The organism is Kitasatospora sp. Xyl93, from assembly GCF_055383135.1.
Window position 1 is genome coordinate 3,048,125 of record NZ_AP029185.1, and the last position, 23,825, is coordinate 3,071,949.

General features: G+C 73.7%; 23 protein-coding genes. 11 read left to right on the forward strand and 12 right to left on the reverse strand.

Translation table 11 applies throughout. The features are described 5' to 3' along the window. Nucleotides 1-31: 31 nt before the first annotated feature. Together ACZ5GH_RS13385 and ACZ5GH_RS13390 are read right to left on the reverse strand one after the other, a co-directional pair. Complete coding sequence (locus tag ACZ5GH_RS13385) at nt 32-859, reverse strand: ABC transporter ATP-binding protein (protein ID WP_464334357.1); 828 nt, start codon at nt 857-859, stop codon at nt 32-34. A gap of 5 nt (nt 860-864) precedes the next feature. Further along, a complete protein-coding gene (locus tag ACZ5GH_RS13390) occupies nt 865-2,136 on the reverse strand; it encodes a substrate-binding domain-containing protein (RefSeq protein WP_387756988.1) in 1,272 nt (423 codons plus the stop codon). A gap of 478 nt (nt 2,137-2,614) precedes the next feature. Between ACZ5GH_RS13390 and ACZ5GH_RS13395 the strand changes: the two genes are divergently transcribed. From ACZ5GH_RS13395 to glxA, 4 genes are all read left to right on the forward strand, one after another. After that, complete coding sequence (locus ACZ5GH_RS13395) at nt 2,615-3,376, forward strand: CoA transferase subunit A (protein ID WP_387756987.1); 762 nt, start codon at nt 2,615-2,617, stop codon at nt 3,374-3,376. Between the two features lie 4 nt (nt 3,377-3,380). Further along, nucleotides 3,381-4,118 carry a 3-oxoacid CoA-transferase subunit B gene (locus ACZ5GH_RS13400; protein WP_387756986.1) on the forward strand — a complete coding sequence of 246 codons (738 nt, stop codon included), beginning with the start codon at nt 3,381-3,383 and terminating at the stop codon, nt 4,116-4,118. A 597-nt stretch (nt 4,119-4,715) separates the two neighbouring features. Next, on the forward strand, nt 4,716-6,869 hold the full coding sequence (locus tag ACZ5GH_RS13405) for a glycosyltransferase family 2 protein (RefSeq protein WP_464334358.1): 2,154 nt from the start codon (nt 4,716-4,718) through the stop codon (nt 6,867-6,869). A gap of 123 nt (nt 6,870-6,992) precedes the next feature. Then, nucleotides 6,993-8,924, forward strand: coding sequence for a radical copper oxidase GlxA (gene glxA / locus ACZ5GH_RS13410; RefSeq protein ID WP_464334359.1), 1,932 nt, complete (start codon nt 6,993-6,995; stop codon nt 8,922-8,924). Nucleotides 8,925-8,973: 49 nt separating this feature from the next. On the opposite strand, the gene ACZ5GH_RS13415 is transcribed toward glxA, so the two are convergent. The 4 genes from ACZ5GH_RS13415 to ACZ5GH_RS13430 all read right to left on the reverse strand — a co-directional run bounded on the left by ACZ5GH_RS13415 (nt 8,974) and on the right by ACZ5GH_RS13430 (nt 13,263). Then, entirely contained in the window at nt 8,974-10,035 is a 1,062-nt protein-coding gene (locus ACZ5GH_RS13415; RefSeq protein WP_387756983.1) for a glycoside hydrolase family 6 protein, read from the reverse strand. A gap of 214 nt (nt 10,036-10,249) precedes the next feature. After that, complete coding sequence (locus tag ACZ5GH_RS13420; protein WP_464334360.1) at nt 10,250-10,978, reverse strand: uracil-DNA glycosylase; 729 nt, start codon at nt 10,976-10,978, stop codon at nt 10,250-10,252. A gap of 78 nt (nt 10,979-11,056) precedes the next feature. Next, complete coding sequence (locus ACZ5GH_RS13425; protein ID WP_387756981.1) at nt 11,057-12,271, reverse strand: low temperature requirement protein A; 1,215 nt, start codon at nt 12,269-12,271, stop codon at nt 11,057-11,059. Nucleotides 12,272-12,483: 212 nt separating this feature from the next. Continuing rightward, nucleotides 12,484-13,263 carry an HAD-IIA family hydrolase gene (locus tag ACZ5GH_RS13430; protein WP_387756980.1) on the reverse strand — a complete coding sequence of 260 codons (780 nt, stop codon included), beginning with the start codon at nt 13,261-13,263 and terminating at the stop codon, nt 12,484-12,486. 239 nt (nt 13,264-13,502) lie between these two features. On the opposite strand from ACZ5GH_RS13430, the gene ACZ5GH_RS13435 reads away from it, so the two are divergent. Further along, nucleotides 13,503-14,579, forward strand: coding sequence for a Gfo/Idh/MocA family oxidoreductase (locus ACZ5GH_RS13435; protein WP_387756979.1), 1,077 nt, complete (start codon nt 13,503-13,505; stop codon nt 14,577-14,579). A gap of 29 nt (nt 14,580-14,608) precedes the next feature. Here the strand turns inward: ACZ5GH_RS13435 and ACZ5GH_RS13440 are convergent, their stop codons facing one another. After that, the gene (locus ACZ5GH_RS13440) at nt 14,609-15,031 is read right to left on the reverse strand and encodes a type II toxin-antitoxin system VapC family toxin (RefSeq protein WP_387756978.1); all 423 of its coding nucleotides are present in this window, start codon (nt 15,029-15,031) and stop codon (nt 14,609-14,611) included. After that, complete coding sequence (locus tag ACZ5GH_RS13445; RefSeq protein WP_387756977.1) at nt 15,024-15,308, reverse strand: type II toxin-antitoxin system Phd/YefM family antitoxin; 285 nt, start codon at nt 15,306-15,308, stop codon at nt 15,024-15,026. The genes ACZ5GH_RS13440 and ACZ5GH_RS13445 overlap by 8 nt, the downstream gene beginning before the upstream one ends. A 205-nt stretch (nt 15,309-15,513) precedes the next feature. Between ACZ5GH_RS13445 and ACZ5GH_RS13450 the strand changes: the two genes are divergently transcribed. From ACZ5GH_RS13450 to ACZ5GH_RS13460, 3 genes are all read left to right on the forward strand, one after another. Continuing rightward, entirely contained in the window at nt 15,514-16,035 is a 522-nt protein-coding gene (locus ACZ5GH_RS13450; RefSeq protein WP_464334361.1) for a hypothetical protein, read from the forward strand. A gap of 86 nt (nt 16,036-16,121) precedes the next feature. After that, nucleotides 16,122-16,409, forward strand: a complete 288-nt coding sequence (locus ACZ5GH_RS13455) for a DUF6412 domain-containing protein (protein WP_464336823.1) — start codon at nt 16,122-16,124, stop codon at nt 16,407-16,409. 83 nt (nt 16,410-16,492) lie between these two features. Then, nucleotides 16,493-17,197 carry a YidC/Oxa1 family membrane protein insertase gene (locus ACZ5GH_RS13460; RefSeq protein WP_464334362.1) on the forward strand — a complete coding sequence of 235 codons (705 nt, stop codon included), beginning with the start codon at nt 16,493-16,495 and terminating at the stop codon, nt 17,195-17,197. Nucleotides 17,198-17,231: 34 nt separating this feature from the next. Here ACZ5GH_RS13460 and ACZ5GH_RS13465 read toward each other — a convergent pair whose 3' ends face one another. Then, nucleotides 17,232-17,915: an HAD family hydrolase gene (locus ACZ5GH_RS13465; RefSeq protein WP_464334363.1), complete on the reverse strand. Its 684-nt coding sequence runs from the start codon at nt 17,913-17,915 to the stop codon at nt 17,232-17,234. Between the two features lie 119 nt (nt 17,916-18,034). Beyond that, entirely contained in the window at nt 18,035-18,610 is a 576-nt protein-coding gene (locus ACZ5GH_RS13470; RefSeq protein ID WP_464334364.1) for an NUDIX hydrolase, read from the reverse strand. Nucleotides 18,611-18,966: 356 nt separating this feature from the next. On the opposite strand from ACZ5GH_RS13470, the gene ACZ5GH_RS13475 reads away from it, so the two are divergent. Then, a complete protein-coding gene (locus tag ACZ5GH_RS13475) occupies nt 18,967-19,734 on the forward strand; it encodes a CDP-alcohol phosphatidyltransferase family protein (protein WP_464334365.1) in 768 nt (255 codons plus the stop codon). A gap of 179 nt (nt 19,735-19,913) precedes the next feature. Beyond that, nucleotides 19,914-21,629 (forward strand): phospholipid carrier-dependent glycosyltransferase, encoded by a 1,716-nt coding sequence (locus ACZ5GH_RS13480; protein ID WP_464334366.1) that lies wholly within the window; start codon nt 19,914-19,916, stop codon nt 21,627-21,629. Between the two features lie 142 nt (nt 21,630-21,771). Here ACZ5GH_RS13480 and ACZ5GH_RS13485 read toward each other — a convergent pair whose 3' ends face one another. After that, nucleotides 21,772-22,110, reverse strand: coding sequence for an ArsR/SmtB family transcription factor (locus tag ACZ5GH_RS13485; RefSeq protein ID WP_387756969.1), 339 nt, complete (start codon nt 22,108-22,110; stop codon nt 21,772-21,774). Between the two features lie 110 nt (nt 22,111-22,220). On the opposite strand from ACZ5GH_RS13485, the gene ACZ5GH_RS13490 reads away from it, so the two are divergent. After that, on the forward strand, nt 22,221-23,207 hold the full coding sequence (locus ACZ5GH_RS13490) for a quinone oxidoreductase family protein (protein WP_464334367.1): 987 nt from the start codon (nt 22,221-22,223) through the stop codon (nt 23,205-23,207). A gap of 308 nt (nt 23,208-23,515) precedes the next feature. Here the strand turns inward: ACZ5GH_RS13490 and ACZ5GH_RS13495 are convergent, their stop codons facing one another. Further along, nucleotides 23,516-23,710 (reverse strand): hypothetical protein, encoded by a 195-nt coding sequence (locus tag ACZ5GH_RS13495; RefSeq protein WP_464334368.1) that lies wholly within the window; start codon nt 23,708-23,710, stop codon nt 23,516-23,518. Nucleotides 23,711-23,825: the final 115 nt, after the last annotated feature.

The window sequence follows — 23,825 nt, forward strand, 5'->3', positions numbered from 1 at the left end:
GACGGGCGCTGAGCGGAGAACGGAGAGGAGGTCACAGCGCCTCACCCAGGTAGGCCTGTTGCACGGTCGGGTCGGCCATCACGGCCTCGGGGGTGTCCAGGGCGAGCAGGGTGCCGTGGTGCATCACCGCCAGCCGGTCGGCCAGGCCGAGCAGGACGTCCATGTGGTGCTCGACCATCAGGACGGTCCGGCCCAGGTCACGGTGCACGGAACGGATCAGCTCGGTGAGGGCGGGCACCTCCTCCGCGCTGACACCGGCCATCGGCTCGTCCAGCAGGATCAGCCGGGGCTCGGAGACCAGCAGGACGGCCAGCTCCAGCTTGCGCTTCTCCCCGTGCGAGAGCGCACTGGCCAGAGTGTCCGCGCGGTGGGTGAGATCGGTGCGTTCCAGGGTGTCGGCCAACTGCTGCTCGTAGCGGTCGGCCCGGCGCCAGAGCCGGTACGAGGCACGAGGCCCGGCCGCCGCCTGGGCGGCCAGACGGACATGGTCGGCGACCGTCGTGCCCGGCCAGAGGGAGGAGGTCTGGAAGGTGCGGCCGAGCCCGCGGCGGGCCCTGGCGTGCACCGCCTCGGCGGTGATGTCCGCGCCGTCGAGGTGGAGGCTGCCGTGGGTCGCCGGGTAGATGCCCGAGATCAGGTTGAAGAGGGAGGTCTTGCCGGCGCCATTGGGCCCGATGAAGGCGATGAACTCGCCTTCGCCGACCGAGAAGGAGACGTCCTCGACGATCGGCACGCCGCGGACGGCCCAGCCGAGCCCGTCCAGACGCAGCACCGGAGAGGAGGACGAGGACGGCCCGGAGAACGCAGAGGGCCCGGAGGCGGAGGCGGCGGAAGGAGTGGAGGAGGTACGGGCGGACATCGGGATCAGCCCGCCATCGGGGTGACCGGGGGTGCCGCCTCGTCCGCGGTCAGGGTCTTCTCCACCGAGGGCTTGGCGGCGGCGCCGTTGCCGGTCAGCCGCACCTGGAACATCGGCTGGAGCAGCGCGTGGTCCTCGGCGCGGACGGTGGTCTTCCCCTTCACCCCGTCGAAGCTCCAGCCCTCCAGCGCCTTGACCAGGGCCGAAGTGTCGTCGGTGGAGCCGTGGTTGGACTCGACGGCGTGCACGATCATCTGGGCGGCGGTGAAGCCGTCCGGGGTGAAGATGTCCGTCTTCCCTCCGGCGGCGGTGACGGCCTCGGTCATGGCCTTCTCCACCGGGGTGCCGGCGGCGCCGTCGAAGTAGTGGTTCAGGAAGGAGATCTTCTCGCCCGCCGGGCCGAACAGCGGGTAGGAGGCGGCCAGGTCGAGGCCCGTGACGACCTTGGTGTCCGCGAACGCGTCCTGCTGGTTGAGCGCCGTCCACAGGGCCGAGGCGGTGTCGCCGGCCCAGGCGACGAACAGCAGGTCGGGCTTGGCGGTCTTGGCCTGGGTGGCGAAGGGGGTGAGGTCGGTGGCGCTCGGCGGGGCGAGCACCTGGTCGACCGTCGCCCCCTCGGCACCGAGCACCGCCTTCACGGCAGCCACGTTGGCCTGGCCGAAGGCGTTGTCCTGAGCGAGCACGGTGACCTTCTTGCCCTTCGCGTCACCGACGAACGAGGCCGCGGTCCTGATGTCCTGGTAGGACTGGCGGCCGGAACGGAAGGTGTACTTGTTCAGGCCGGTGGCCTTGTCGGCGGCGGCCGGTCCGCTGATGAAGAGCACCTTGTTCTGGGCGGCGATCGGGCCGACCTGGAGGGCCACACCGGAGGCGGTGGATCCGGCCAGCACCTTGTAGCCCTTGCCGATCAGGTCCTTGGCGGCGGACACCGCCTTGGCCGGGTCGCCGGCGTCGTCCTGCTCCTCGAACTCGATCCTGTGCCCGTCGACCGCCCCGGTGCCCTTGGTCGCGTAGTTCAGGCCGGCCTTGAAGCCCTCCAGGTACTGCTTGCCGTAGGCGGCCAGTGGCCCGGTCTTGGAGTACACCAGGCCGACCTTGACCGGGCCCTTCGTTCCACCGTCCGCCGCGCTCGTCCCGGCCGTACCGGCCTTGGCGCAGCCCGAGGCGAGCAGGACGCAGGCCGCGAGGGCGGCGAGCTTCCGGGCCGGGCCGCCGGTCAGGGAGTCACCCGGGCCGACGCCGGCGGCAGTCCTGGAGGGCGTTGTCGAGCTGCGCATGATGACCGACTCCTGAGGTGCGGCGGGGTGATTGCGGGAACCGTAGGTGTGCGGTGGGGGCGGCGACATGTGCCCGGCCGATGCATCAGGCCATCGGGATGTGGCTCCGGCCTCCATACCGTCGGCCCGCCGCTGTTCTCCGGGCGCCCAGGTGTGGGACACCCACACGGTTCCCCGCTCACCCGTGGGGGCGGCCGCCATGGCTGACGCGGCCCCGGCCGGGTGACGGTGGAGGGGCGCGGAGCCCGTCCGGCGGCAGCCACCCCAGCGGCGTGCCCGACCCGGTCCGGCCCAGGCAGGACCCCAGCCCGGCCTGGTGCGGCCACGGGCTCCGCGCGGTTCCCGAAGCCCGCCGGCCTCCCCTCCCAGCTGCTCTCCCGCCTGCCCCCGCCTCCCTCCCGCCCGCTCCTCCCGCGGCCCCTCGCACCGCCCGCTCCCACCCGCCTCCCCTCCTCCCACTCCCTCACGAGGTGACCCCTTGGACAAGGTCCTGGACTCCCCCGCCGACGCGGTCGGGGACATCCCCGACGGCGCGGTGCTGGCCGTCGGCGGCTTCGGCCTCTGCGGCATCCCGAGCACGCTGATCGGCGCCCTGGTGGACTCCGGTGCCACCGGGCTGCGGGTGGTCTCGAACAACTGCGGGGTGGACGACTGGGGGCTGGGCCTGCTGCTCCGGGCGGGCCGGATCGCCCGGATGACCTCTTCGTACGTCGGGGAGAACAAGGAGTTCGCCCGGCAGTACCTCTCCGGCGAGTTGGAGGTGGAGCTGACCCCGCAGGGCACGCTGGCCGAGCGGCTGCGGGCGGGCGGCGCCGGGATCCCGGCGTTCTTCACCCCGGCCGGGGTCGGCACCCAGGTCGAGGAGGGCGGGCTGCCCTGGCGCTACGCGGCCGACGGCTCGGTGGCCCTGGCCTCCCCGCCCAAGGAGGTCCGCGAGTTCGGTGGCCGCCGGTACCTGCTGGAGGAGGCGATCAGGGCGGACTTCGCGCTGATCCGGGCCGAGGTGGCGGACCGGCACGGCAACTGCGTGTTCCACGCCGCCGCCCGGAACTTCAACCCGCTCTGCGCGGCGGCGGGCCGGATCACCCTGGTCGAGGCGGACCGGATCGTCGAGCCGGGCGAACTCCCTCCGGACGCGGTGCACCTGCCCGGGGTGTACGTCGACCGGGTGGTGGCCGCCGACCCCCTGGACCGCCGCGTCGAACGCCGGACCTTCCGCCCCGCACGCCAGGAGGCCTGACCCGATGCCCACCGAGACCGCCGTCACCAAGACCGCCGCCCGCACCGCGACCGCCCCCGCACCGGCGTCCACCCCCGCACCGGCCGTCGCCGAGGCCCCGGCCCCCGGCCTCGACCCGCGCAACGCCCTGGCCGCCCGCGCCGCGCGCGAGTTGCGCGACGGCCAGTACGTGAACCTGGGCATCGGCCTGCCGACCCTGATCCCCAACCACCTCCCGCCGGGCGTCGAGGTGGTGCTGCACTCGGAGAACGGCATCCTCGGCGTCGGCCCGTACCCGGAGGAGGGCGCCGAGCACGCCGACCTGATCAACGCCGGGAAGGAGACGGTGACGGTCGCCCCCGGCGCCTCGTACTTCGACTCCGCCTTCTCCTTCGGCATGATCCGGGCCGGGCGGATCGACGTCTCGGTGCTCGGCGCGATGCAGGTGTCGGCCGCCGGGGACCTCGCCAACTGGATGATCCCCGGCAAGATGGTCAAGGGCATGGGCGGCGCGATGGACCTGGTGCACGGGGCCCGCCGGCTGATCGTGGTGATGGAGCACACCGCCCGGGACGGCTCGCCGAAGATCGTCGAGCAGCTGTCGCTTCCCGCGACCGGCCGGGGAGTCGTGGACCGGATCGTCACGGACCTCGCGGTGGTCGACGTGACCCCGGAGGGTCTACGGGTGGTGGAGACGGCACCGGGCGTGGACTTCGCCGAGGTGCAGGCGGCGACCGGCGCCACCCTGCTGCCCCCGCTCTGACCAGTCCAGCCGCAGCCGGAACCCAGCACGGCTCCCGCGCGGACAGCGCGAACCCGGCACGGGCCGGCACGGCTCCCGCGCAGACGGCCGGATCGCCCCGAGGGCGGTCCGGCCGGTTCCGCTGCCTCCGCGCCCGCCTCCTCAACCGCCCTCCACCGCCTCCGAGTTCCACGCGTCCTCCGCTCGGCCGGAACGAATTCGCCGCAATAGCACCCGCACCGACCGGATCGGCCGGAACCACGGCATCTTCACGCCTGGGCGGCGGCGATCTCCCGGATTGGTTGCGATCACCGTTGCGCTCAGGGAGAGTTGAGGAGGTTAAGGGTCCCGACGTGTCCGGAGGGGAAGCTGGAGAGTGCATCGGGATCCCGGATTCGAGGCCGCCGTACCGACGTACCGACGCACAACTGAACCGGCCACACACGCCGAAATGTGCTGGACAGCCCGGAAACCGCCGGAGAACCGCGGTTCACCGGGCCGCGTTCCAGCCGATTCCGACCGGTTCCCCCTGTTCCACCCCAAACGGCTCCGAGTCGAGGCAAGCCCACGCAGATGCCGAGCGAGCCGAACAAGTCTCGAACTCCGGGGGGAGCAGCCATGACCAAGCCGTTCTCACGGCGAAAGGGCGTCGGAACGGCCCACGGGCGAGGTGCCGGGCAGCTGGACGAGGCCGCCCTGAGCAACGTTCCCGTACCCGAAGCCCCGTACGACTACGGCCACTTCAGCCGTCTCGCGGGTCCGGCCCACGACCCTGACGAGGACGACGACCTCGGCGCCGGCGTCTACCGGCCGGAACCGGCCACGTCGTACCGACCCGCGCCGTACGTACCCGCCCCGTACGCCACCGCCTCGTACGACCCCGCCCCGTACGCCCCCGCCCCGGACGAACCGCCCCCCGCAACCCCCTACCGCGTGCGCTACCGCAGCCTGCTGCGCCGCGAGCCGCACCGGATCCGCGCCGCGCTGCTGCTGATGGCCGCCCCCGTGGTGGAGGCGGTGCTGCTGGTCTGGCTGCTGCTGCCGGAGCACTGGCCCGAGCGGCTGGACGAGACGAACGGCCTGGTGCTGCTCGGCGACAAGGTGATGATCGGCATCATCGCCGTCGTCGAGGTGTTCCGGCTGGTCAACGTCGTCTCCAACACCCACGCCACGCTGGTCGCCCGCGACCCGGTCCCGGTGACACCGGAACCCGGCACCCGGGTCGCCTTCCTCACCACCTGCGTGCCGGGCAAGGAGCCGCCGGAGATGGTCCGGGCCACCCTGACCGCGGCCCGGGCCGTGCGGCACGACGGTCCGTACGACGTCTGGCTCTTGGACGAGGGAAACGATCCTGCAATGCAGGCGCTCTGCACCGAGCTGGGCGTCCGCCACTTCAGTCGCGCCGGCCGGCCGCACTGGAACCGGCCGAAGGGCAGGTTCCGCGCCGGAACCAAGCACGGCAACTACAACGCCTGGCTCCAGGCCCACGGCGACGACTACGAGTTCTGGGTGTCCGTGGACACCGACCACGTCCCGCTGCCGGACTTCTGCGAGCGGATGCTCGGCTACTTCCGCGACCCCGACGTGGCATTCGTGGTCGGACCCCAGGTGTACGGGAACTACCGCAGTTCCGGTTCGGCCGTCACCAAATTCTCCGAGAGCCAGCAGTACCTCTTCCACGCCCTCATCCAACGCGCCGGAAACCGTTACGGCGCGCCCATGTTCGTGGGCACCAACAACGCCGTCAGAATCAGCGCACTCCAGTCGATCGGCGGGTTGTACGACTCCATCACCGAGGACATGGCGACCGGTCTGGAGTTCCACCGGCGCCGGAACCCGCAGACCGGGGAACGCTGGAAGTCCGTGTACACCCCGGACGTGCTCGCGGTCGGCGAGGGGCCGTCCTCCTGGACCGACTTCTTCTCCCAGCAACTGCGCTGGAGCCGCGGCACCTACGAGACCCTGCTCACCCAGTACTGGCGGGTGCTGTGGCGGCTGTCGCCCGGGCGGCTGCTCAACTACTCGCTGATGGTGGGCTTCTACCCGATGGCGGCGCTCACCTGGCTGCTCGGCGGCCTGTCCAGCGTGCTCTACCTGGGCTTCGGCGCCTCGGGCGTGCACGTCTCCTCGGAGATCTGGATGATGCTCTACAGCGACGCCGCCGCGCTCCAGCTCCTCCTCTACACCTGGAACCGCAAGCACAACGTGAGCCCGCACGAGCCGGCCGGCTCCTCCGGGGTCGCCGGCATGGCGATGTCCGCGCTCTGCGGTCCGGTCTACGCGGCCTCGCTGCTCCAGGCGCTGGTACGCCGCCGCAGCCGCTTCGTGGTGACGCCGAAGGGCCGCTCGGCCAGCACCGACCGGCTCGGCACCTTCCGCTTCCACCTGTTCTGGACCCTGGTGTTCGGCGGCGCGATCACCGCCTCCTACTTCACCGGCTACGACCACGCCGCGATGCGCACCTGGGCCTGGATCGCCTTGGCGCTCACCCTCCTGCCGATCCTGATCAGCGCGGGCGACGCCGTCCGCCGCCGCCGGACCCGTCCCACCGCCACCCTCACCGTCACCGGCGGCCCGACGGCGGCCCCGCGGGTCGTCCTGGAGAGGCGCCGCCCGCGCCACGCCCGCGACCCCCGAGCCGCCCGGCTCTCCGGTCCGCCCCAGCCCGTCCCGACGGCGCCCCGGCCCGCACCGCCCGAACCGCCCGCCCAGCCCGCCCAGCCCCTACGGACCGCACCCGACCACGCCCGCAGCGGCACGCCCTCCCACTGAGCAGCACCGTCCACCGAACAGTGCCCCATACCGAACAGCACCGAACAGCGCCGCCCACCGATCCGCACCAGAGCCGCCCCCGACCGCCCCGCCCCCGACCGTCTCCCGAGGGGAGCACCCACCGTGAAGATCCACAAGGCCGGCCGCACCAAGCGCCTCGCCCTCGGCAGCACCGTCGCGCTGACCGTGGCCGGGATGAACGCGCCGGCCGTCCTCGGCTTCGCCTCCGAGCAGTACCACCACTACGTGATCAACCGGCCCGAGTACAAGGCGCGGTACGGCCACTGGCAGACCCTGTCGCTGCCAGCCGAGTTCCGGGTCAACGCCGTGCACGCGACCCTGCTGCGAACCGGCAAGGTCCTGATCGTGGCGGGCTCCGGCAACGACGAGAAGCAGTTCAACGCGGGCACCTTCAAGAGCCTGCTCTGGGACCCGGCGGGGAACACCTACAAGCTGGTCCCCACCCCGGCGGACATGTTCTGCGGCGGCCACTCCTCGCTCCCGGACGGCCGCGTCCTGGTGGCCGGCGGCACCCAGCGCTACGAGAAGCTGGCCGGCGCCGTGAAGAAGGCGGCCGGCATCATGCGGGTGCGCAACGAGAGCCCGGAGCGCGACCGGACCTTCCCGAAGGGCACCGTCTTCGTCTCCCCGGACGGCCACGAGTACGCCAGCACCGCCCCGGTGACCGTCCCGGCCGCGACCAAGACCGGCTCCGGCAGGCAGACCGTGGTCACCGCCGGGGAGCAGCACGTGTACGTGGAGGCGGTCGGGCCCGGCCCGGAGTACGTCTCCGGCTCCCCCGCCCAGTACCGGATCAAGGGCCTGAGCGGCGCCGACGCCCGCAACCTGTACGGGCAGAACGAGAAGCTGACCCTGGACAAGCAGGAGTACCAGGGCATCCGCTCCGCCTTCGAGTTCAACCCGGACACCGAGCTGTACGAGCCGGTCACCGACATGGCCCACGCCCGCTGGTACCCGACGCTGACCGGGCTGGGCGACGGCCGGGTGGTCACCGTCTCCGGGCTGGACGACACCGGGGAGATCCTCGACGGCAACGACAACGAGATCTACGACCCGAAGAGCAAGTCCTGGTCCAAGGGCCCCGACCACTACTTCCCGACCTACCCGGCGATCTTCCTCACCGCCTCCGGCAAGCTCTTCTACTCTGGCTCCAACGGCGGGTACGGCCCCGGCGACAAGGGCCGCGAGCCCGGCGTGTGGGACCTGTCGAACGGGGCCTTCCAGCCCGTCCCCGGCCTGCGCGACCCGGGCCTCACCGAGACCTCCTCCTCGGTGCTGCTGCCGCCCGCGCAGGTGCAGAAGGTGATGGTGCTCGGCGGCGGCGGTGTCGGCGAGTCCCCGCTGTCCACGGCCCGCACCGACATCGCGGACCTCTCCTCCGCCGTCCCCTCCTTCGCCCCGGGCCCGGACCTGCCGGCCGGCGGCACCCGCTACCTCAACAGCGTGATCCTCCCGGACGACACCGTCTTCACCACCGGCGGCTCCAGCGGCTACCGCGGCCGGGGCGACAGCGACCTGCTCAAGGCGCAGGTGTACCACCCGGACTCCAACAGCTTCAGCACCGCCGCCGCGCCGACCGTCGGCCGCAACTACCATTCCGAGGCGCTGCTGCTGCCGGACGGCCGGGTCGCCGTGCTGGGCTCCAACCCGCTCTTCGCGGACAAGGCCGAGACCCAGCCGGGCGGCTTCGAGCAGCGCATCGAGATCTGGACCCCGCCGTACCTGTACCGCGGCGACCGCCCGCAGGTCGGGGCCGTTCCGGAGGCGGCCAGGCTCGGCGGCACCGTCACCGTCGGGACGGCGCGGCCGGAGGCGGTCGCCACCGCCAAGCTGATAAGGCCGAGTTCGGTCACCCACGTGACGGACGTCGAGCAGCGCTCGGTGGCCCTGGACGTCACGGGACGGACGGCGGACGGCGTCTCGCTCACCCTGCCCGGCAACCCCAACCTGCTGCCGCCGGGCTGGTACATGCTGTTCCTGACGGACGCCGCCGGCACCCCGTCGGTCGCCCGCTGGATCCAGGTCACCGACTGACGCCCGGGCGCGACCGCAGGCATCCGCGCAACCTCAGGCGCCGGCGGCCTCAGCGCGCCGCCTGCGCGAGCCCCAGCGCGTACGGCAGCCAGAACTCGCCCGCCCGGGGCTCGCCCCGGCCGCAGTCGCCGTCCGACTCCCCCGGGTTCTTGATCCACAGGTAGGCGTCCACCCCCGGCCGGCCGGTCTCGGTGGTCGGCCGCTCGCCGAGCGCCCGCCCGGCCGGGTTGCACCACGCGTCGCCGCCCAGCGCACCGTTGCCGCTGCGGCTGGTGTCGATGACGAAGTTCTTCCCGCCCAGGGCCGCGGAGAGCCTGGCGCCGTACGCCGCGTTCCGGTCGGTGTCGTAGAAGTTGGCGACGTTCACGGCGAAGCCGTCCGCCGCCGCGATGCCCGACTTGCGCAGGGCCGCGGCCAGTTCCTCCGGGTCCTGGGCCCAGCCGGGGTTGCCCGCGTCCAGGTAGACCCGCGCGTTCGGGTTCTTCTTCAGCTCCTGGACGGCGAAGGCGAGCAGGCCGTACCGCTCGGCGGCCAGGTCGCCCTTGATACCGCAGCTGTCCAGGGTGTGCGCCACGGCGTCCGGCTCCAGCACCACCCAGGCCCTGCGGTCGCCGAGGGCCTGGGCGACGCCGGTGATCCAGGCCCGGTAGGCAGCCGCGTCGGGGGCGCCGCCGGCCGAGTACTGGCCGCAGTCGCGGTGCGGGATGTCGTACGCGACGAAGACCGCCGTCCGGCCCGCCTCGGTGGCCCGCCGGCTCACCTGCTCGGCGATCTCCTTGGCGCCCTGCTCGCCGAGCCACTGGGAGGAGGGCTGGGCGGCGATCCGCAGCAGGGTCTCGGCCTCCGCCGTCCGGCCCTGGCCGCGCAGCGCGGTCACCTGGTGGGCGGCGTTGGTCCGGTCGGAGACGTAGAAGGCCTGTCCGGGGATCTGCGCCAGGCCCCCGCCCGCACCCGCACCGCCGGCCCCTCCCGCACCCGGGCCGGTGACCGCGGCCGGGCTCTGCCCCGCCCCCGGAGCGGCGCCCGGTGCGCCACCGCCCGCCGAGCCGCCGCAGCCGGACACGGCCGCCAGTACCACCCCGGCCAGCAGCGCCCCCGCGGCCCCCCGCAACGTCCCTGTCCGCCCCAGCCCGCGCACGTACCGCCCCTCCCCGGGACCGGTCCGGCGACCGGTCGGCACCAGCTAAGCACACCCGGAACCGGCCGTCGGCCACCGCCGGTGAACGGCAAGTGGCCGTGGGCGAACGGGACATCGAACCCGCCCGGCCCACGGCCACCGACGCTCAGAACCCGCGGAGCACCACCCGAGGCGCTCCCGCCGGGGCTCAGGCCTCCTTCAGGTTCGGCACCTGCCAGTCGATCGCCCCGCCGCCGAAGGAGTCCAGCGCGGCGTTGATCTGCGAGAACGGACGGCTGCCGAAGAACAGCTTGGCCGACAGCGGCGACGGGTGCGCCCCCTGCACCACCACGTGCTTGGCGGTGTCGATCAGCGGCAGCTTCTTCTTCGCGTAGTTGCCCCACAGCACGAAGACCACCGGCTCCTCGCGGTCGCTCACCGCCTTGATCACCGCGTCGGTGAACTTCTCCCAGCCCTTCGCCTTGTGCGAGTTGGCCTCGTGCGCGCGGACCGTGAGCACCGCGTTGAGCAGCAGCACGCCCTGCTCGGCCCAGTGCATCAGGTAGCCGTTGTCCGGGGCGGGGATGCCCAGGTCGGCGTCCAGCTCCTTGAAGATGTTGCGCAGCGACGGCGGCGTCCTGGTGCCGGGCAGCACCGAGAAGCTCATGCCGTGGGCCTGGCCGTTGTCGTGGTACGGGTCCTGGCCGAGCACGAGCACCCGGACCTTGTCGTACGGAGTGGCCTCCAGCGCGGCGAACTCCTGGCCGCTCGGGGGGAACACCTCGTGCTCCGCGCGCTGGGCCGCCACGAAGGCCGCCAGCTCGGCGAAGTAGGGCTTCTCCGTCTCGGCGCCCAGCACCCCGCGCCAGGACTCGGGCAGCTCCAGCCCGCCGCCCACGCCGGCCTCGACCACGCCCGCCTCGACCGTGTCCGTCACGACATCTACCTCCCACACCGCGGCTGCTGCGCCGCACGCCCTCTTTCACCCCGAACGCTACACAGCCCCACCGACAACTCACTCCCCCGGAGCGGATTCCGGACTCCGGACGGCCACCGCCCGCTCCGTCGCCGGATCCACTTCCCGCTCCGCGTCCCGCCGCTCCACGTCCCGCCGCTCCGCCACCCGCCGCTCCACCCTCAGGTGCTCCACCACGTTGAGCGCCACCAGCAGCACCGCGAGCACCAGCAGCACCACCAGCGCCGGCAGCCGCACCATCGCGGGCAGCAGCGCCAGCACCACCCCCGCCGCGGCGATCCTGGTCGCCGCGACCTGACGGAACATCATCCAGCGCGTGTAGCCGAAGGTCAGCAGGTACAGCCCGCACCCGCCGTACAGCAGCGCCACCGGCCCCGCGCCGAGCGCCCGCCGCGGATCCGCGACCGTCTCCCCGAAGCCGACCGCCACCCCGATCACCCCGGCCGCCAGCGCCAGGTGCCCGTACTGGAAGACCCGCCGGACCAGGTCCCGGCGCGAGTCGGCAATCACCACGGCGTGCCGCATGGCGTCCGCCGCGTACACGAAGTACTGCCACCACAGGCCCACCGAGATCGTGAACGCCACCGCCACCGTGGCGAGTTCGGCCGCGTCCAGCCGGGCCGCGGCCGCCGTGCCGCCGATCCCGACGATCGACTCGCCGAGCACCACCAGCAGGAACAGCGCGAACCGCTCCGGCATGTGCGCCGGGTGGTACGCCACCACCGCGAGCCGCCGCCGGAACACCAGCGGCGCGGCCAGGTCGCCGAGCGCGGCCGCCGCCCACAGCGCGAGCCGCGGCCCCTCCGGCAGCAGCCCGCCCGCCACCAGCAGCGGCCCACTGACCAGCACGCCCACCCCGTAGGGCCCGCGCCACGCGCCCGGGATGCGGACCACCAGGAGCAGCAGCACCACCCGGGCCAGCCAGTACGCGGCGCCGAGCAGCACGCCCCGCCCGCCGTACGCGCCCGGGACCGCCAACGCCATGAACAGGCCGGCCAGCCCGACCAGCAGGATGCCCAGCCGGTCCCGCAGGTTGTCCACGTCCCGGATGTTGGCCTGCACGGTGGTGCCCACCCAGCACCAGTACACCGGCACGAACACCACCAGTGCCCGGACCAGCCCCGTCCCGTCGTGGTGGTGGTGCAGCAGCCCGGAGACCTGGGTGATCGCGAAGACGAACACCAGGTCGAAGTAGAGCTCCGCCCAGGTGACCCGCTTCTCCCCCAGCCCCTGTGACTCCCCCGTCACGCCCATCCGCCCGGCCCTCCCCGCAGGTACGAAGCGGCCCCGCTCCGGCGATCGACCGGAACGGGGCCCACGACAGCACCGCAGAGGTTAGGGGGTCTCCGCCGGTTCCCGCCAGGCACCGGTCCGACGCGGACCGCCGGACGCACTGCCCGGGGCCGGCCCGACGAGGAGCCCGACGAGCGGCCCGACCGACCCGACGAGGGGCCCGACCAGGGGCTCTAGACCAGCTCGACCAGGTCCGCGATCGACTTGACCACCCGGGTCGGCCGGTACGGGAAGCGCTCCACGTCGGCGGCGGAGGTCAGGCCGGTGAGCACCAGGATGGTCTCCATGCCGGCCTCCATGCCCGCGACGATGTCGGTGTCCATCCGGTCGCCGATCATCACCGCCGTCTCGGAGTGGGCGCCGGCGGTGTTCAGCGCCTCGCGCATCATCAGCGGGTTGGGCTTGCCGACGAAGTACGGCTCGACCCCGGTCGCCTTGGTGATCAGGGCCGCGACCGAGCCGGTGGCCGGCAGCACGCCCTCGGTGGAGGGGCCGGTCTCGTCCGGGTTGGTGCAGATGAACCGGGCACCCTGGTTGATCAGGCGGATCGCCTTGGTGAGCGCCTCGAAGGAGTAGGTGCGGGTCTCGCCGAGCACGACGTAGTCGGGGTTGTTGTCGGTCAGCACGTAACCGGCCTGGTACAGCGCGGTGGTGAGCCCCGCCTCGCCGATCACGTACGCGGTCCCCTTCGGCCGCTGGCTCTTGAGGAAACTGGCCGTGGCCAGGGCGGAGGTCCAGATGCACTCCTCCGGCACCTCCAGCCCCATCCCGGCGAGCCGGGCGCTGAGGTCGCGCGGGGTGTAGATGGAGTTGTTGGTGAGGACCAGGAAGGGCTTGCCGGACTCCCGCAGCCTGCGCAGGAACTCCTCCGCCCCGGGGATCGGCGTGCCCTCGTGGATGAGGACCCCGTCCATGTCGGTCAGCCAGGACTCGATGGGCTTGCGCTCTGCCACGTGCGTGTCTCCCGAAGTGTTGCAGCGTCTTGCGAAATACGAGGGCCCTGACGCGGCACAGCCTAATCCGCCCGGGTGTCCGGGGACAGGACGTCCCGTCCACCGGGACACCGGCACCGGCACCGGCACGCGGCCACTGGCACCGGCACCGGCAGTGGCGCGCAGCCACCGCCCACACCGGGCGGCGGCCGTTCCGTCGAAACCGGGAGCAACCGGGTGCCTCGTGATTGAGTAGGCGTATGAACCCGAAGACGACCCCCGGTCCGTTCCGCGTCGGCCTGATCGGCTACGGCCTGGCCGGCTCCGCGTTCCACGCGCCGCTGATCGCCACCACGCCGGGGCTCCGGCTGGACGCCGTGGTCACCGCCAACCCCGAGCGGCGTGCCCAGCTGGCGCGGGAGCACCCCGGTGCCCGCGCCGTGGACACCCCCGAGCAGTTGCTCGCCGACCCGGACGCGCTCGACCTGGTCGTCATCGCCTCGCCGAACCGCACCCACGCGCCGCTCGCCCGCGCCGCCCTGCGGGCCGGCCTGGCCACCGTGGTGGACAAGCCGCTGGCCGGCACCGCCGCCGAGGCGCTGGAGCTGTGCCGGCTCGCCGAGGAGCGGGGCGTGCTGCTCTCGGTCTTCCACAACCGGCGCTGGGACGGCGACTTCCTCACCGCGAGCCGGCTGGTGCACGGCGGCGCGCTCGGCCGGGTGCACCGCTTCGAGTCCCGCTTCGAGCGCTTCCGCCCCAAGCCCAAGCCGGGCTGGCGGGAGTTGGCGGACCCGGCCGAGGTCGGCGGCACCCTGTACGACCTGGGCAGCCACCTGGTCGACCAGGCGCTCACCCTGTTCGGGCCGGTCGAGACGGTGTACGCGGAGATCGACGTGCGGCGCGACGGCGCGGTGGTGGACGACGACGCCTTCCTGGCCCTCACCCACGCCTCCGGCACCCGCTCCCACCTGTGGACCAGCGCCATCACCCCGCTGATCGGGCCCCGGCTGCGGGTGCTCGGGGACACCGCCGGCTACGTCAAGCCCGGCATGGATCCGCAGGAGGCCGACCTGCGGGCGGGCCTGCGCCCGGACGGCACCCGCCCCTGGGGCGCCGACCAGCCCTCGCACTACGGCACCCTCGGCACCGACGAGTCCGCGATCTCGCTGCCGACCGAGCCGGGCGACTACCCCGCCTTCTACGCGGGCATCGCCGCCGCCCTGGCCACCCCGGGCACCCCGCCCCCGGTCGACCCGCGCGACGCGGTGGCCGCCCTGGCCGTGCTGGAAGCGGCCCGCACCTCCGCGGCGACCGGGACGACGGTCCGCCTGGGCTGACCGCGGTCCGGGCGGGGGGACCGCCGCCCTCACACCCCGATGACCTCCACCGCCGAGCCGAGCCCCCGGAAGTCCGCCAGGTTGCGGGTGTACAGCGGCAGCCCGTGGGCCGAGGCGACCGCGGCGATCATCAGGTCGATCCGGCGCGGGCGCGGCTGCCGGCCAGCGGCGATGGTGAGGGTGACCAGGGTGCCGTAGCGGGCGGCGGCCGCCGCGTCGAAGGGCAGCGGGTCGAAGTCCGCCATGGCAGCGCCCAGCACCTCCAGCCGGTCCGCCCGGCTGACCGGGTCGCGGGCCATCGACACGCCCTGCTGCAGCTCGGCGAAGGTGATCGCGGTCAGTTCCGGCACGGCCGGCAGGTCGGCGGGGTTGAGCAGCGCCAGGTCGATGTAGACACAGGTGTCCAGCACCCCGGCCGGCCGCCGCCGGGACGCTCTGCGGCGCTCAGCCACGCCGCCGCTCGAACGGGTCGTCGCCCTCGTCCCCCACCAGCTCCTCGGGCCCGAAGTACTCCTCGGCCTCCTTGCGCATCCGCTGGTAGTCCACCCGCGGCAGCTTCACGTGCCGCGCCACCAGCTCCTCCGCCGTGAGCCGCCGCCTCCCGGACACCGGCCGCAGCTCCGCGACCTCGACCCCGTTCCTGGTGATGTGGAAGGTCTCCCCCGCCTCCACCGCGTCCATCACCGCGGCGGAGTTGTTCCGGAACTCCCGCTGGGTAATCGTCCTCATCCCTCCACGGTAGCCCCGCGTAGCACCTCTGGCTACACCCCCGCGACGCCGCCGAAAGCCTCGCCGACCGCGCCCGATCCGCTAGGTTCGAACACGTCCAGGCACTGGCCCGCGGATGGGCCGGCGGCCCCGCGCAGCCGGCGGGTTCCGGCGAACGGGGCGCCGACCGTGAAGGCACTGTCACGGACCCTGGGAGGAAGACCCGGTGAAACGGCGCTGGGTGCTGCTCGGGGTAGCGCTGCTGCCGGTGTTGGTCGTCGGCCTGGTGGGAGCGCGGGCCTGGGTACGGGACCTGGAGCGGAACCCACCCGCGAACAGTGGGCGGCCGGGCTCGTGGATGACGGTCTCCTTGGAGCAGGTCATCGAGTTCTCGCGGGTCCGGCCGTCCGCGTCGGCGGTCGAGGTGCGGTGGTCGTACCTGAAGGGGCTCCAGGATGATCTGGCGTTCCTCTCGTTCCGGTTGCCGCCGGGCGCGGAGCAAGGATTCCTGGCCGACCTGGGAATCACGATGGGCCCGCACCCCGGCACCGGGTTCGGTTCCTACACGCTGGAGGGGTTCCGTCGGGCCGGGGCGCCGGCCCCGGCGACTGCGGGGCCCCTGCGGTACGGCTCCTTCATCGCCGAGCCGCTGCCCGGGCACAACAAGCGGCTGGGGGAGACGGTCTGGCTGGCGGCGGAGGCGGACGGGGGCACCCGGGTGTGGGTGGAGGCAGCGGATTCGCCGTAGCAGCGGGAACCGGACGGGCCGTAGGATTGTCCTGCTGGAACGTCAGGGAGCCGATGGGACACCGGGAGGGGGAGCGCGCCGTGACCATGGTTGCGATGCTGCTGGGCCTGCTCCGGGTGTTGACCGGGGAGTTGGTGGCCGACAGCGGGACGCTCGCGTCGGTTGCCGCCGTCGCGGCCGTGGTGCTGGTGGCCGGGGCGGTCGCCGGGGCGCTGGCCGGGGCGCGGCTCTCGGGAGCGCGGGCGCCGGCGGCGGTGCGCAGCGGGGTGCTGCGGCGTCGGGCGTTCGGTACGGCGTTCCTTCCGCAGCGTGATCCGGACGCCCGGGGCAGGCGACGCCCCAGGGCGCCGGGAGCGGCCCTGGCGGCCGCGTGAAACCCCTCGTTCCGTAGGCAGTTCCGCACGGCCGTCCTCCGCCGACCACTCATGTCATGAGACCCCGGAGGGCTCGCTCCACCATGTCCGTACTCGCTGTTCTCGATCCTGCCGTCGCCCTGGCGCACGCCGTCGTCGCCGCCGTCGCCCACCTGGTGCCGACCGCGCTGGCCATCGTCCTGTTCACCGTCGCCGTCCGGCTGGCGCTGCATCCGCTGGCGCGGGCGGCGGCGCGCGGGGAGAAGGCCAGGGCGCGGCTGGCGCCGAAGGTCGCCGCGCTGCGGCGCAAGCACGGGGACCGGCCGGAGCGGCTGCGGGAGGCGCTGGCCGAGATGTACCGGAAGGAGCAGGTGTCGCCGTTCGCGGGGTGCCTGCCGCTGCTGGTGCAGGTTCCGTTCTTCTCGGTGATGTACCGCCTGTTCACCACCCCGAACGACCTGCTGGACGACACCCTGTTCGGCGTTCCGCTGGGACTGCACGTCACGGGCGCGCACGGCGCCGGGCAGTGGGCGGTGTTCGGGGTGCTGTTCGCCGGGCTGGCGGCGGTCGGGTACGTCAACTTCCGCCGGGCCCGGCGCGCGGCCGCGGCGACGGTGGCGGCGCAGTCCGCCCCGCAGCCGGGGGCGGGACTGCTGCCGTACCTGTCGTTCGGGTCGGTGCTGTTCGCGGCGCTGGTGCCGGTGGCCGCCGTGCTCTACCTGCTGACGGCCGGCGTCTGGTCGGCCGCCGAGCGGGCCTGGCTGTACCGGGACGGGACGCCCGTGCCGGCGGCCGCGCTGGTCGCCTGATCAGCCACGACGGCCGGCAGTCGACAAGCCGCGGTCAGAAGTGGCGCAGCAGCTCGGGGAAGGTCCCGAGCTGCAGCGTCGCCTCGTCCGGGCCGAGTTCCGCGTGCTCCAGCACCCAGGTGTGCTGGTGCGGGATGAAGACGGTGCGCAGGCCGGCCCGGCGGGCGGGGGCGATGTCGGACTTGGGCGAGTTGCCGATCATCCAGGTCCGGTCGGGGTCGAGGCCGAGGTCGGCGGTGAGCCGCCGGTAGGTGTCGACCGACTTCTCGGCGACGATGTGGACGCCGCGGAAGTGGTGGTCGATGGTGGACTCGGTGACCTTGCGCTGCTGTTCGCCCTGGTCGCCCTTGGTGAGCAGCAGCAGGTGGTGGCGGTCGGCGAGGGTGGCCAGGGTGTCCGCGACGCCGGCGATCAGTTCGACGTTCCGGCTGGTCAGCGGGGTGAGCAGGGCCTCGATCCGGGCCAGCTCGTCGGCGGTGGGGGTGCGGCCGTTGAGCCGCTGCAGGCAGTCGGTGAGGCTCTGCCGGAAGACGGTGGCGCCGTAGCCGAGGGTGGCGGAGTTGACGGCCTCGATCTCGTCGAACAGGGCCCTGGTGCGCTCGTGCTCGGCGGGGGCGGCGACCCAGTCCAGGAAGCCGTCGATGACGCGCTCGAAGAGGACGTTGTTCTCCCAGAGCGTGTCGTCGGCGTCGAAGATCAGGATCTGGTCGGTGTGCATCCGGTGGTCTCCAGGAGGAATTCGGTCGGGCGGCGGCAGGAGTCGGTCGGGCAGCGGCAGGAGTCGGTCGAGCGGCAGCAGCAGTGGGTCAGACGGCCGACAGCGGCAGCGGCAGCGGGTCAGACGGCCGGCAGCAGGCGGGCGGCGCGGTCGAGGGTCTCCCGGAGGTTCTCCTCGGTGGTCCGCCGCCTGGCCTCCTCGACGGTGAGCCACTCCAGCGGGGACGCCGGGTTCTCCGGCCGGGCCTGCTCCGGGGTACCGGTGGCCAGCAGGAAGCGCAGGTCGGCGTGCTCGTGCGCGGGTTCGGTGGGCGACGCGGGGACGGGCACCACGGCGAGGTGGACGAGGGCGGGGCCGGGCCAGGGGGTGAGGTCGGTCAGGCCGGTCTCCTCCAGGCCCTCGCGCAGGGCGATGTCCAACGGCCGGGTCTCCCCCGGGTCGCCGTGGCCGCCGACGTGCAGCCAGGCCTGCTGACGGACGTGCCAGCGCAGCAGGACGCGGCGGGTCGGCGGGTGGACGATCAGCGCGGAGGCGGTGAAGTGGAGCGGGAAGGTGCTCCGGTTCCAGGCGTCGGCGACGCCGAGGAGGCCGCGGGCCCGCTCGTGGTCGGCACTCTCGACCGGGCCCTGCGGGCGGTGGTCGTCCAGCAGTAAGGCCAGGTCGGGGCTCTGGGACGGGCTTCCCGTGGTCACCATGGTTCTGTGCTCCTCGTTCCGCTCCGGGGCGGCGCGGACCGCGTCGACCGGCGTGCGGAAGGGGGCGGTCGGGCCCCGGGCTTCGGGCTTCGGGTTCCGGCGAACCCGCACAGCCTAGCCCGGGGGCGTTCGGGCGGCCCACCGGTTTTCACCGACGGGCGCGGGGCCCGGGACGCCCGAGCGGACGGGCCCGGGCCGGGCCGCGGCCGGGTCCACTGCGCGTTCGACGGGCCTTCCACGGGCCTTCCACCGGCGGACACTTCCGGTACGGACGGCGGCGTACCGGCTGGTCCGGGCGTCTCCCCGGAGGCCGTAGCCTGTGGTGATCGTTTCGGGACAGGTGGAGGGATGTCGTCATGGTGGCTGCTCCGGCGCTCGCCGAGCTGCGCGAGGTGTGCCAGCCGCAGGCCAAGCTTCAGAGCCGCAACGGCGAGCACTGGGCGGGCCGGCTCTACATGCGGCGGATCTCGCTGCGGACCACCCGGCAGCTGGTGCGCACCCCGGTGTCGCCGAACACCCTCACCTGGGTGATGGTGGCGTGCGGGGTCGGCGGCGGCGCGGCCCTGCTGATCCCCGGCCTGACCGGTGCGGTGCTGGCCGTCGTGCTGTTCCAGCTGTTCCTGCTGTTCGACTGCGTGGACGGCGAAGTGGCGCGCTGGAAGCGCCGGTTCAGCATGGCCGGGGTGTACGTGGACCGGCTCGGCGCCTACCTGGCGGATGCCGCGCTGATGATCGGTGCGGGCGTACGGGCGGCGCGCGGCGGCTCGGAGCTGTGGGTGTCGGCGGGGCTGGCGGCCGCGCTGGGCGTGGTGCTGCTCAAGGCCTCGACGGACCTGGTGGACGTCGCCCGGGCCCGCAGCGGGCAGCTCCCGGCGACCGAGGAGTCGACGCAGCCGCGCTCCCAGGGCATCGCGACGGCCCGCAGGGTCGCCTCGGTGTTCAAGATCCACCGGGTGACGAACGGCATCGAGGCCTCGCTGGTGCTGCTGGCGGCGGCTGCGGTGGACGCCGGGCTCGGCAACCTGGACGCGACGCGATGGTCCCTCGCGGGCATCACGGTGATCACCTGGGGCATGGTGGTCGCCCACCTGGCGTCGATCCTGTCCTCCTCGCGGCTGCGCTGAGCGGCCCGGGCGCGGGGCAGCCGCGCCGCGCGAAGCCGTAGGGCCGTAGGGCCGCAGGGAACCACCGGAAACCGCCGGAAACCGCCGGGAACGCTCCCTCCTCGGAACCAGTTGGACTACATATTCAGTCCAACGACATATACAGTCGCCCGACTGTTCCGACCGAAGGGGGCACCTCCATGCCGCCCCGCACGACGATCCGGACGGCCGCCACCCGGCCCGCCGCCGTCCTGCTCGCCGGGTACCTCGCCGAGCTGCTGTTCCGGCTCGCCCTCGTCCGGCAGATGAGCTTCCCGTCCGTCCACCCCGACGAGGACTCCTACCTCGCCCTGGCCCGGGTACTGGCCGGCGGCTCGGCGACCGAGATCCCGGTCGGCGTGGTCGTCCCCGGCGGGTACCCGCTGCTGATCTCCCCCGCGCTGCGGCTGGCCGACGATCCGGTGACCGCCTACCGCCTGGTCATGGGCGTCAACGCCGCCGTCAACGCGCTGGTCCTCCCGCTCGCCTACGTCGCGCTGCGCCGCCTCGGCCTGGACCGCCGGCCCGGATACCTCTTCGCCGCCGCGACCGCGCTGCTGCCGCCGGTGGTCTTCTACTCGCAGTTCGCGATGACCGACGCCGTCCTGCCCGTCCTGGTGCTCGCCTGGCTGCTCTGCCTGCACGGCTGGCTCGCCGACGGCCCGCCGCGCCGCCGCGCCTGGCACGCCGCCGGGGCGGGAGCCTCGGCCGGCTACGCGATGGCGGTGCACGACCGCGGCGGCGTGGTGGTCGCGCTGACCGCCGCCGTCCTGCTCGGCGTGCTGGTGCTGCGCCGGGCGCCGTGGCGCGCCACCGCGGCGGGGCTCGCGACGCTCGGCCTCGGCGTGCTCGGCGCCGAACTGCTGGCCGCCTGGCTGCACGCGCGGTTCACCGTCCAGGAGAGCGCGGTCGGCAGCCTCCTCTGGCAGGGCCTGGCCGACCCGGCGCTCGCCGGGCGGACCCTCGCCCGGACCGCCGGCCAGACCTGGTACTTCATCACCTCCACCTGGGGCATCGGCGGACTCGCCGTCGTCGCCTGCCTGTACGCGCTGTTCGACCGCCGCCTGCCGCGGGCATCGCGGATCACCGGCGGCGCCCTGGTGGCGCTGCTGTTCGGCACCGCGCTGGCCTCCGCCGCCGCGCTGCCGCCGGACGGCCGGGTCGACGACTGGGTGTACGCCCGCTACACCTCCTGCCTCGTCCCGGCGGCCTTCGTGACGGGCGTCGCGGTGCTCGCCGGGTACCGGCGCCGCGCGCTGCGCCGGGCGGCGGCGGTGACGGCCGGGCTCGTCCTGCTGCTCGCGGTGACCGTGACGCTGGCGGCCGGCGCGGAGCTGCGCACGTCGAACTTCATCCCCTGGAGCCTGCCCGACGTCTCGTTCCTGGCCTCCGACTGGGGCCGGCTGGACATGCCCCGCGCCTCCGCCGCCGCGCTGGTCGTGCTCGGCGGGGTGGTCCTGCTGCGCGGCGCCGGGGGCCGCCGGGTGCTCGGGGCCCTCGGGGTCTCGCTGGCGCTGTTCGCCGCCTTCGCGACCGTGACGATCACCGCGCAGGTCGCCCAGCCGCATTCGGTGGGGCGGGAGGGCCTGGCCACGGGCTTCACCCGCTCCTCCGGGATCGACCAGGACGACGACGTGGTGTTCGCGTGGGACGTCGACTGGTCGCTGCGGGCCGCCCAGACCTTCGAGGTCTACCGGGGGCGGGTGTGGTTCCGCGACCCGCGTTGGCAGCCCGTCCCGGCGGAGGCGAACGTCATGGTCCTCCCGCTGCCCGAGGCGGGCCGGCCGCCGGAGGCGTACTGGCCCGACCACCCCGCCGACTGGTACGTCGAACGGTTCGACGCCCAGCAGAACTGGGCGGTCTGGCACCGGCGTTGAGCTCTCCTCGGCAAACCGGCCGGCGCCGCCGCCGAGCCAGTCCCGGCCCACCGGCCGACACCGCCGCCGAGCCAGTCCCGGCCCACCGGCCGACACCGCCACCGGCGCCGCCCAGCCCGTCCGGGACCACGGAGCCGCGGTCCTACTCGCCCACCGTCCGGGCGTGGGCGGCGAGGACGGTGTCGAGCAGGCCGGGGAAGCGCCGCTCCAGGTCGACCGTGCGCAGGGCGGAGAAGCGCCGGTTGGCCTCCTCGCGCTGGCTGATCAGGCCGGACTCGCGCAGCACCTTGAAGTGGTGGCTCAGCGTGGAGGGCGCGACGTCCACCGGGAAGGTGCCGCAGGCCCGCTCGGACTCGGTGCGCAGGATGCGGACGATGGTCATCCGGGTGGGGTCGGAGAGCGCGTGCAGGATGTCGAAGAGGTCGATCTCCTCGGTCTCCGGGTGCGCGAGCGCCGGTCGGCGGCGGGTGCTGCGGGGCACGTGTCGACCTCCCTGGTCTGCGATGTTCGACATCCATGGAAACGGCGTGGTACCACTTCTCCCGCACCAATTTCGTCGTTCGTCGAACATCGTAGTCGAGGGGGCCCGACATGCGCGCACTGGTGATGACCGCACCCGGTGGATCCGAGAACTCGCAGGTCCAGGAGATCGCCGCACCGCACCCCGGACCGGGGCAGGTGGCGATCGACGTCGCCCACGCCGGGCTGAACTTCGTGGACGTGATGACCCGCCGCGGCGACGCCGCGTACGCCGCCGAGTGGCCGTACCGGCCCGGCAAGGAGGTGTCCGGCACGGTCCGCGAGGTCGGCGCGGGCGTCACCGGCCTGGCGGTGGGCGACCGCGTGGTCGCCGCGCCGGTCGGTGCCGGACTGGCCGAGGTGGTGCTCGCGGAGGCCGCCCTCACGGTGCCGCTCCCCGACGGGGTGGCGCTGCGCGAGGCCGCCGCCGTCCCGCTGGGCCTGGCCACCTCGCTCCTGCTGCTGACCGACGCCGGCCGCTTCACCGCCGGGGACACCGTGCTGGTCCACTCGGCGGGCGGCGGGATCGGCAACGCCGTCGCCCGGCTGGTCCCGCTGCTCGGCGGCGGCCGACTGATCGGCACGGTCGGCCGGGCGGAGAAGGCCGCGGCCGCGATCGCCTCCGGCTACCAGCACGCCTTCGCCCGGGGCGACGACACGGCCGAGGCCGTGCGCGCCGCCACCGGCGGCCGGGGCGTCGACCTGGTGCTCGACCCGCTGGGCACCGCGGCCCTCGACCTCGATCTGGCCGTGGCGGCGCCCGGCGCGCGGATCGTGCTGTTCGGCAACGCGAGCGGCGGCGCCGTCGCCGACCTGCCCCCGCTCAGCCGCCTGATGGCGGGCAACCTGACCCTCACCGGATTCAGCCACCGCGGCCTGGCCGCGACGGCCCCGGAGCGCCTGGCCCGCGCCATCCGCCGGGTCCTCGACCTCGTCGCGGACGGCGGCCTGGAGCTGCCGGTCACCGAACTGCTCGACCTGGACGCCGTTCCGGCCGCCCACGACGCCATGCAGGAGGGCCGGGCGACCGGCAAGTACGTGGTGCGCGTCGGCGGCTGAACCCGACGCCCGAGGCCAGGCTCCTGCCGCCTGCCGCCTGCCGCCTGCCGCCTGCCGCGCGAGCGTGCCCGGAACGGCAGCGCGCCCTGCCCGGGAAGTCGAATCCGCCGACTTCCCGGGCAGGGCGCGCTACTCGCCGGGACTCAGCGGCCGGCCGGGCTCGCCGCCCTGGCGGCGGAGGCGGCAGCGACGGAGCCCGCGCGGCCGGTGGCGGTGGGAGCGGTACGGACCGAACGCTTCAGTGCCATGTGCATGACAGGCTACCTTTCGACGAGGGATGAGGGTCGGGCGTCACCGGCGACGACGCGTCAGCTCAGCGGCCCGCCCGGGCACCAGGCGTCGCCCCAGGCCGTCGTCTGGACGCAGTTGTGACCGGTGGCGACGGTGGAGTCCGTCAGCGTCGCGTCGTCGGACACGGAGGCACCGGCCGGGGCCACCCCGCCCAACCAGGCGGCGGCACCCAGCGCGACCGCGGCCAGTGTCCGCGCCACGATTCCTCGCATGATGACAACTCCCATGACTTCGGGGACAGTTCCACACGTTTCGGACGTTTCCGCAGTTCCCGCGGCATCGCCCGGCCCGTGATCGCCACCCTGCCAGTCGGCGGATGGCCACGGC

Bases quoted from the DNA above. Each gene is read 5' to 3' on its own strand.
- ACZ5GH_RS13385 (WP_464334357.1), bottom strand. From the start codon at position 859: ATGTCCGCCCGTACCTCCTCCACTCCTTCCGCCGCCTCCGCCTCCGGG.
- ACZ5GH_RS13390 (WP_387756988.1), bottom strand. From the start codon at position 2,136: ATGCGCAGCTCGACAACGCCCTCCAGGACTGCCGCCGGCGTCGGCCCG.
- ACZ5GH_RS13400 (WP_387756986.1), top strand. From the start codon at position 3,381: ATGCCCACCGAGACCGCCGTCACCAAGACCGCCGCCCGCACCGCGACC.
- ACZ5GH_RS13405 (WP_464334358.1), top strand. From the start codon at position 4,716: ATGACCAAGCCGTTCTCACGGCGAAAGGGCGTCGGAACGGCCCACGGG.
- ACZ5GH_RS13425 (WP_387756981.1), bottom strand. From the start codon at position 12,271: ATGGGCGTGACGGGGGAGTCACAGGGGCTGGGGGAGAAGCGGGTCACC.
- ACZ5GH_RS13435 (WP_387756979.1), top strand. From the start codon at position 13,503: ATGAACCCGAAGACGACCCCCGGTCCGTTCCGCGTCGGCCTGATCGGC.
- ACZ5GH_RS13445 (WP_387756977.1), bottom strand. From the start codon at position 15,308: ATGAGGACGATTACCCAGCGGGAGTTCCGGAACAACTCCGCCGCGGTG.
- ACZ5GH_RS13455 (WP_464336823.1), top strand. From the start codon at position 16,122: ATGGTTGCGATGCTGCTGGGCCTGCTCCGGGTGTTGACCGGGGAGTTG.
- ACZ5GH_RS13460 (WP_464334362.1), top strand. From the start codon at position 16,493: ATGTCCGTACTCGCTGTTCTCGATCCTGCCGTCGCCCTGGCGCACGCC.
- ACZ5GH_RS13465 (WP_464334363.1), bottom strand. From the start codon at position 17,915: ATGCACACCGACCAGATCCTGATCTTCGACGCCGACGACACGCTCTGG.
- ACZ5GH_RS13470 (WP_464334364.1), bottom strand. From the start codon at position 18,610: ATGGTGACCACGGGAAGCCCGTCCCAGAGCCCCGACCTGGCCTTACTG.
- ACZ5GH_RS13475 (WP_464334365.1), top strand. From the start codon at position 18,967: ATGGTGGCTGCTCCGGCGCTCGCCGAGCTGCGCGAGGTGTGCCAGCCG.
- ACZ5GH_RS13480 (WP_464334366.1), top strand. From the start codon at position 19,914: ATGCCGCCCCGCACGACGATCCGGACGGCCGCCACCCGGCCCGCCGCC.
- ACZ5GH_RS13490 (WP_464334367.1), top strand. From the start codon at position 22,221: ATGCGCGCACTGGTGATGACCGCACCCGGTGGATCCGAGAACTCGCAG.
- ACZ5GH_RS13495 (WP_464334368.1), bottom strand. From the start codon at position 23,710: ATGCGAGGAATCGTGGCGCGGACACTGGCCGCGGTCGCGCTGGGTGCC.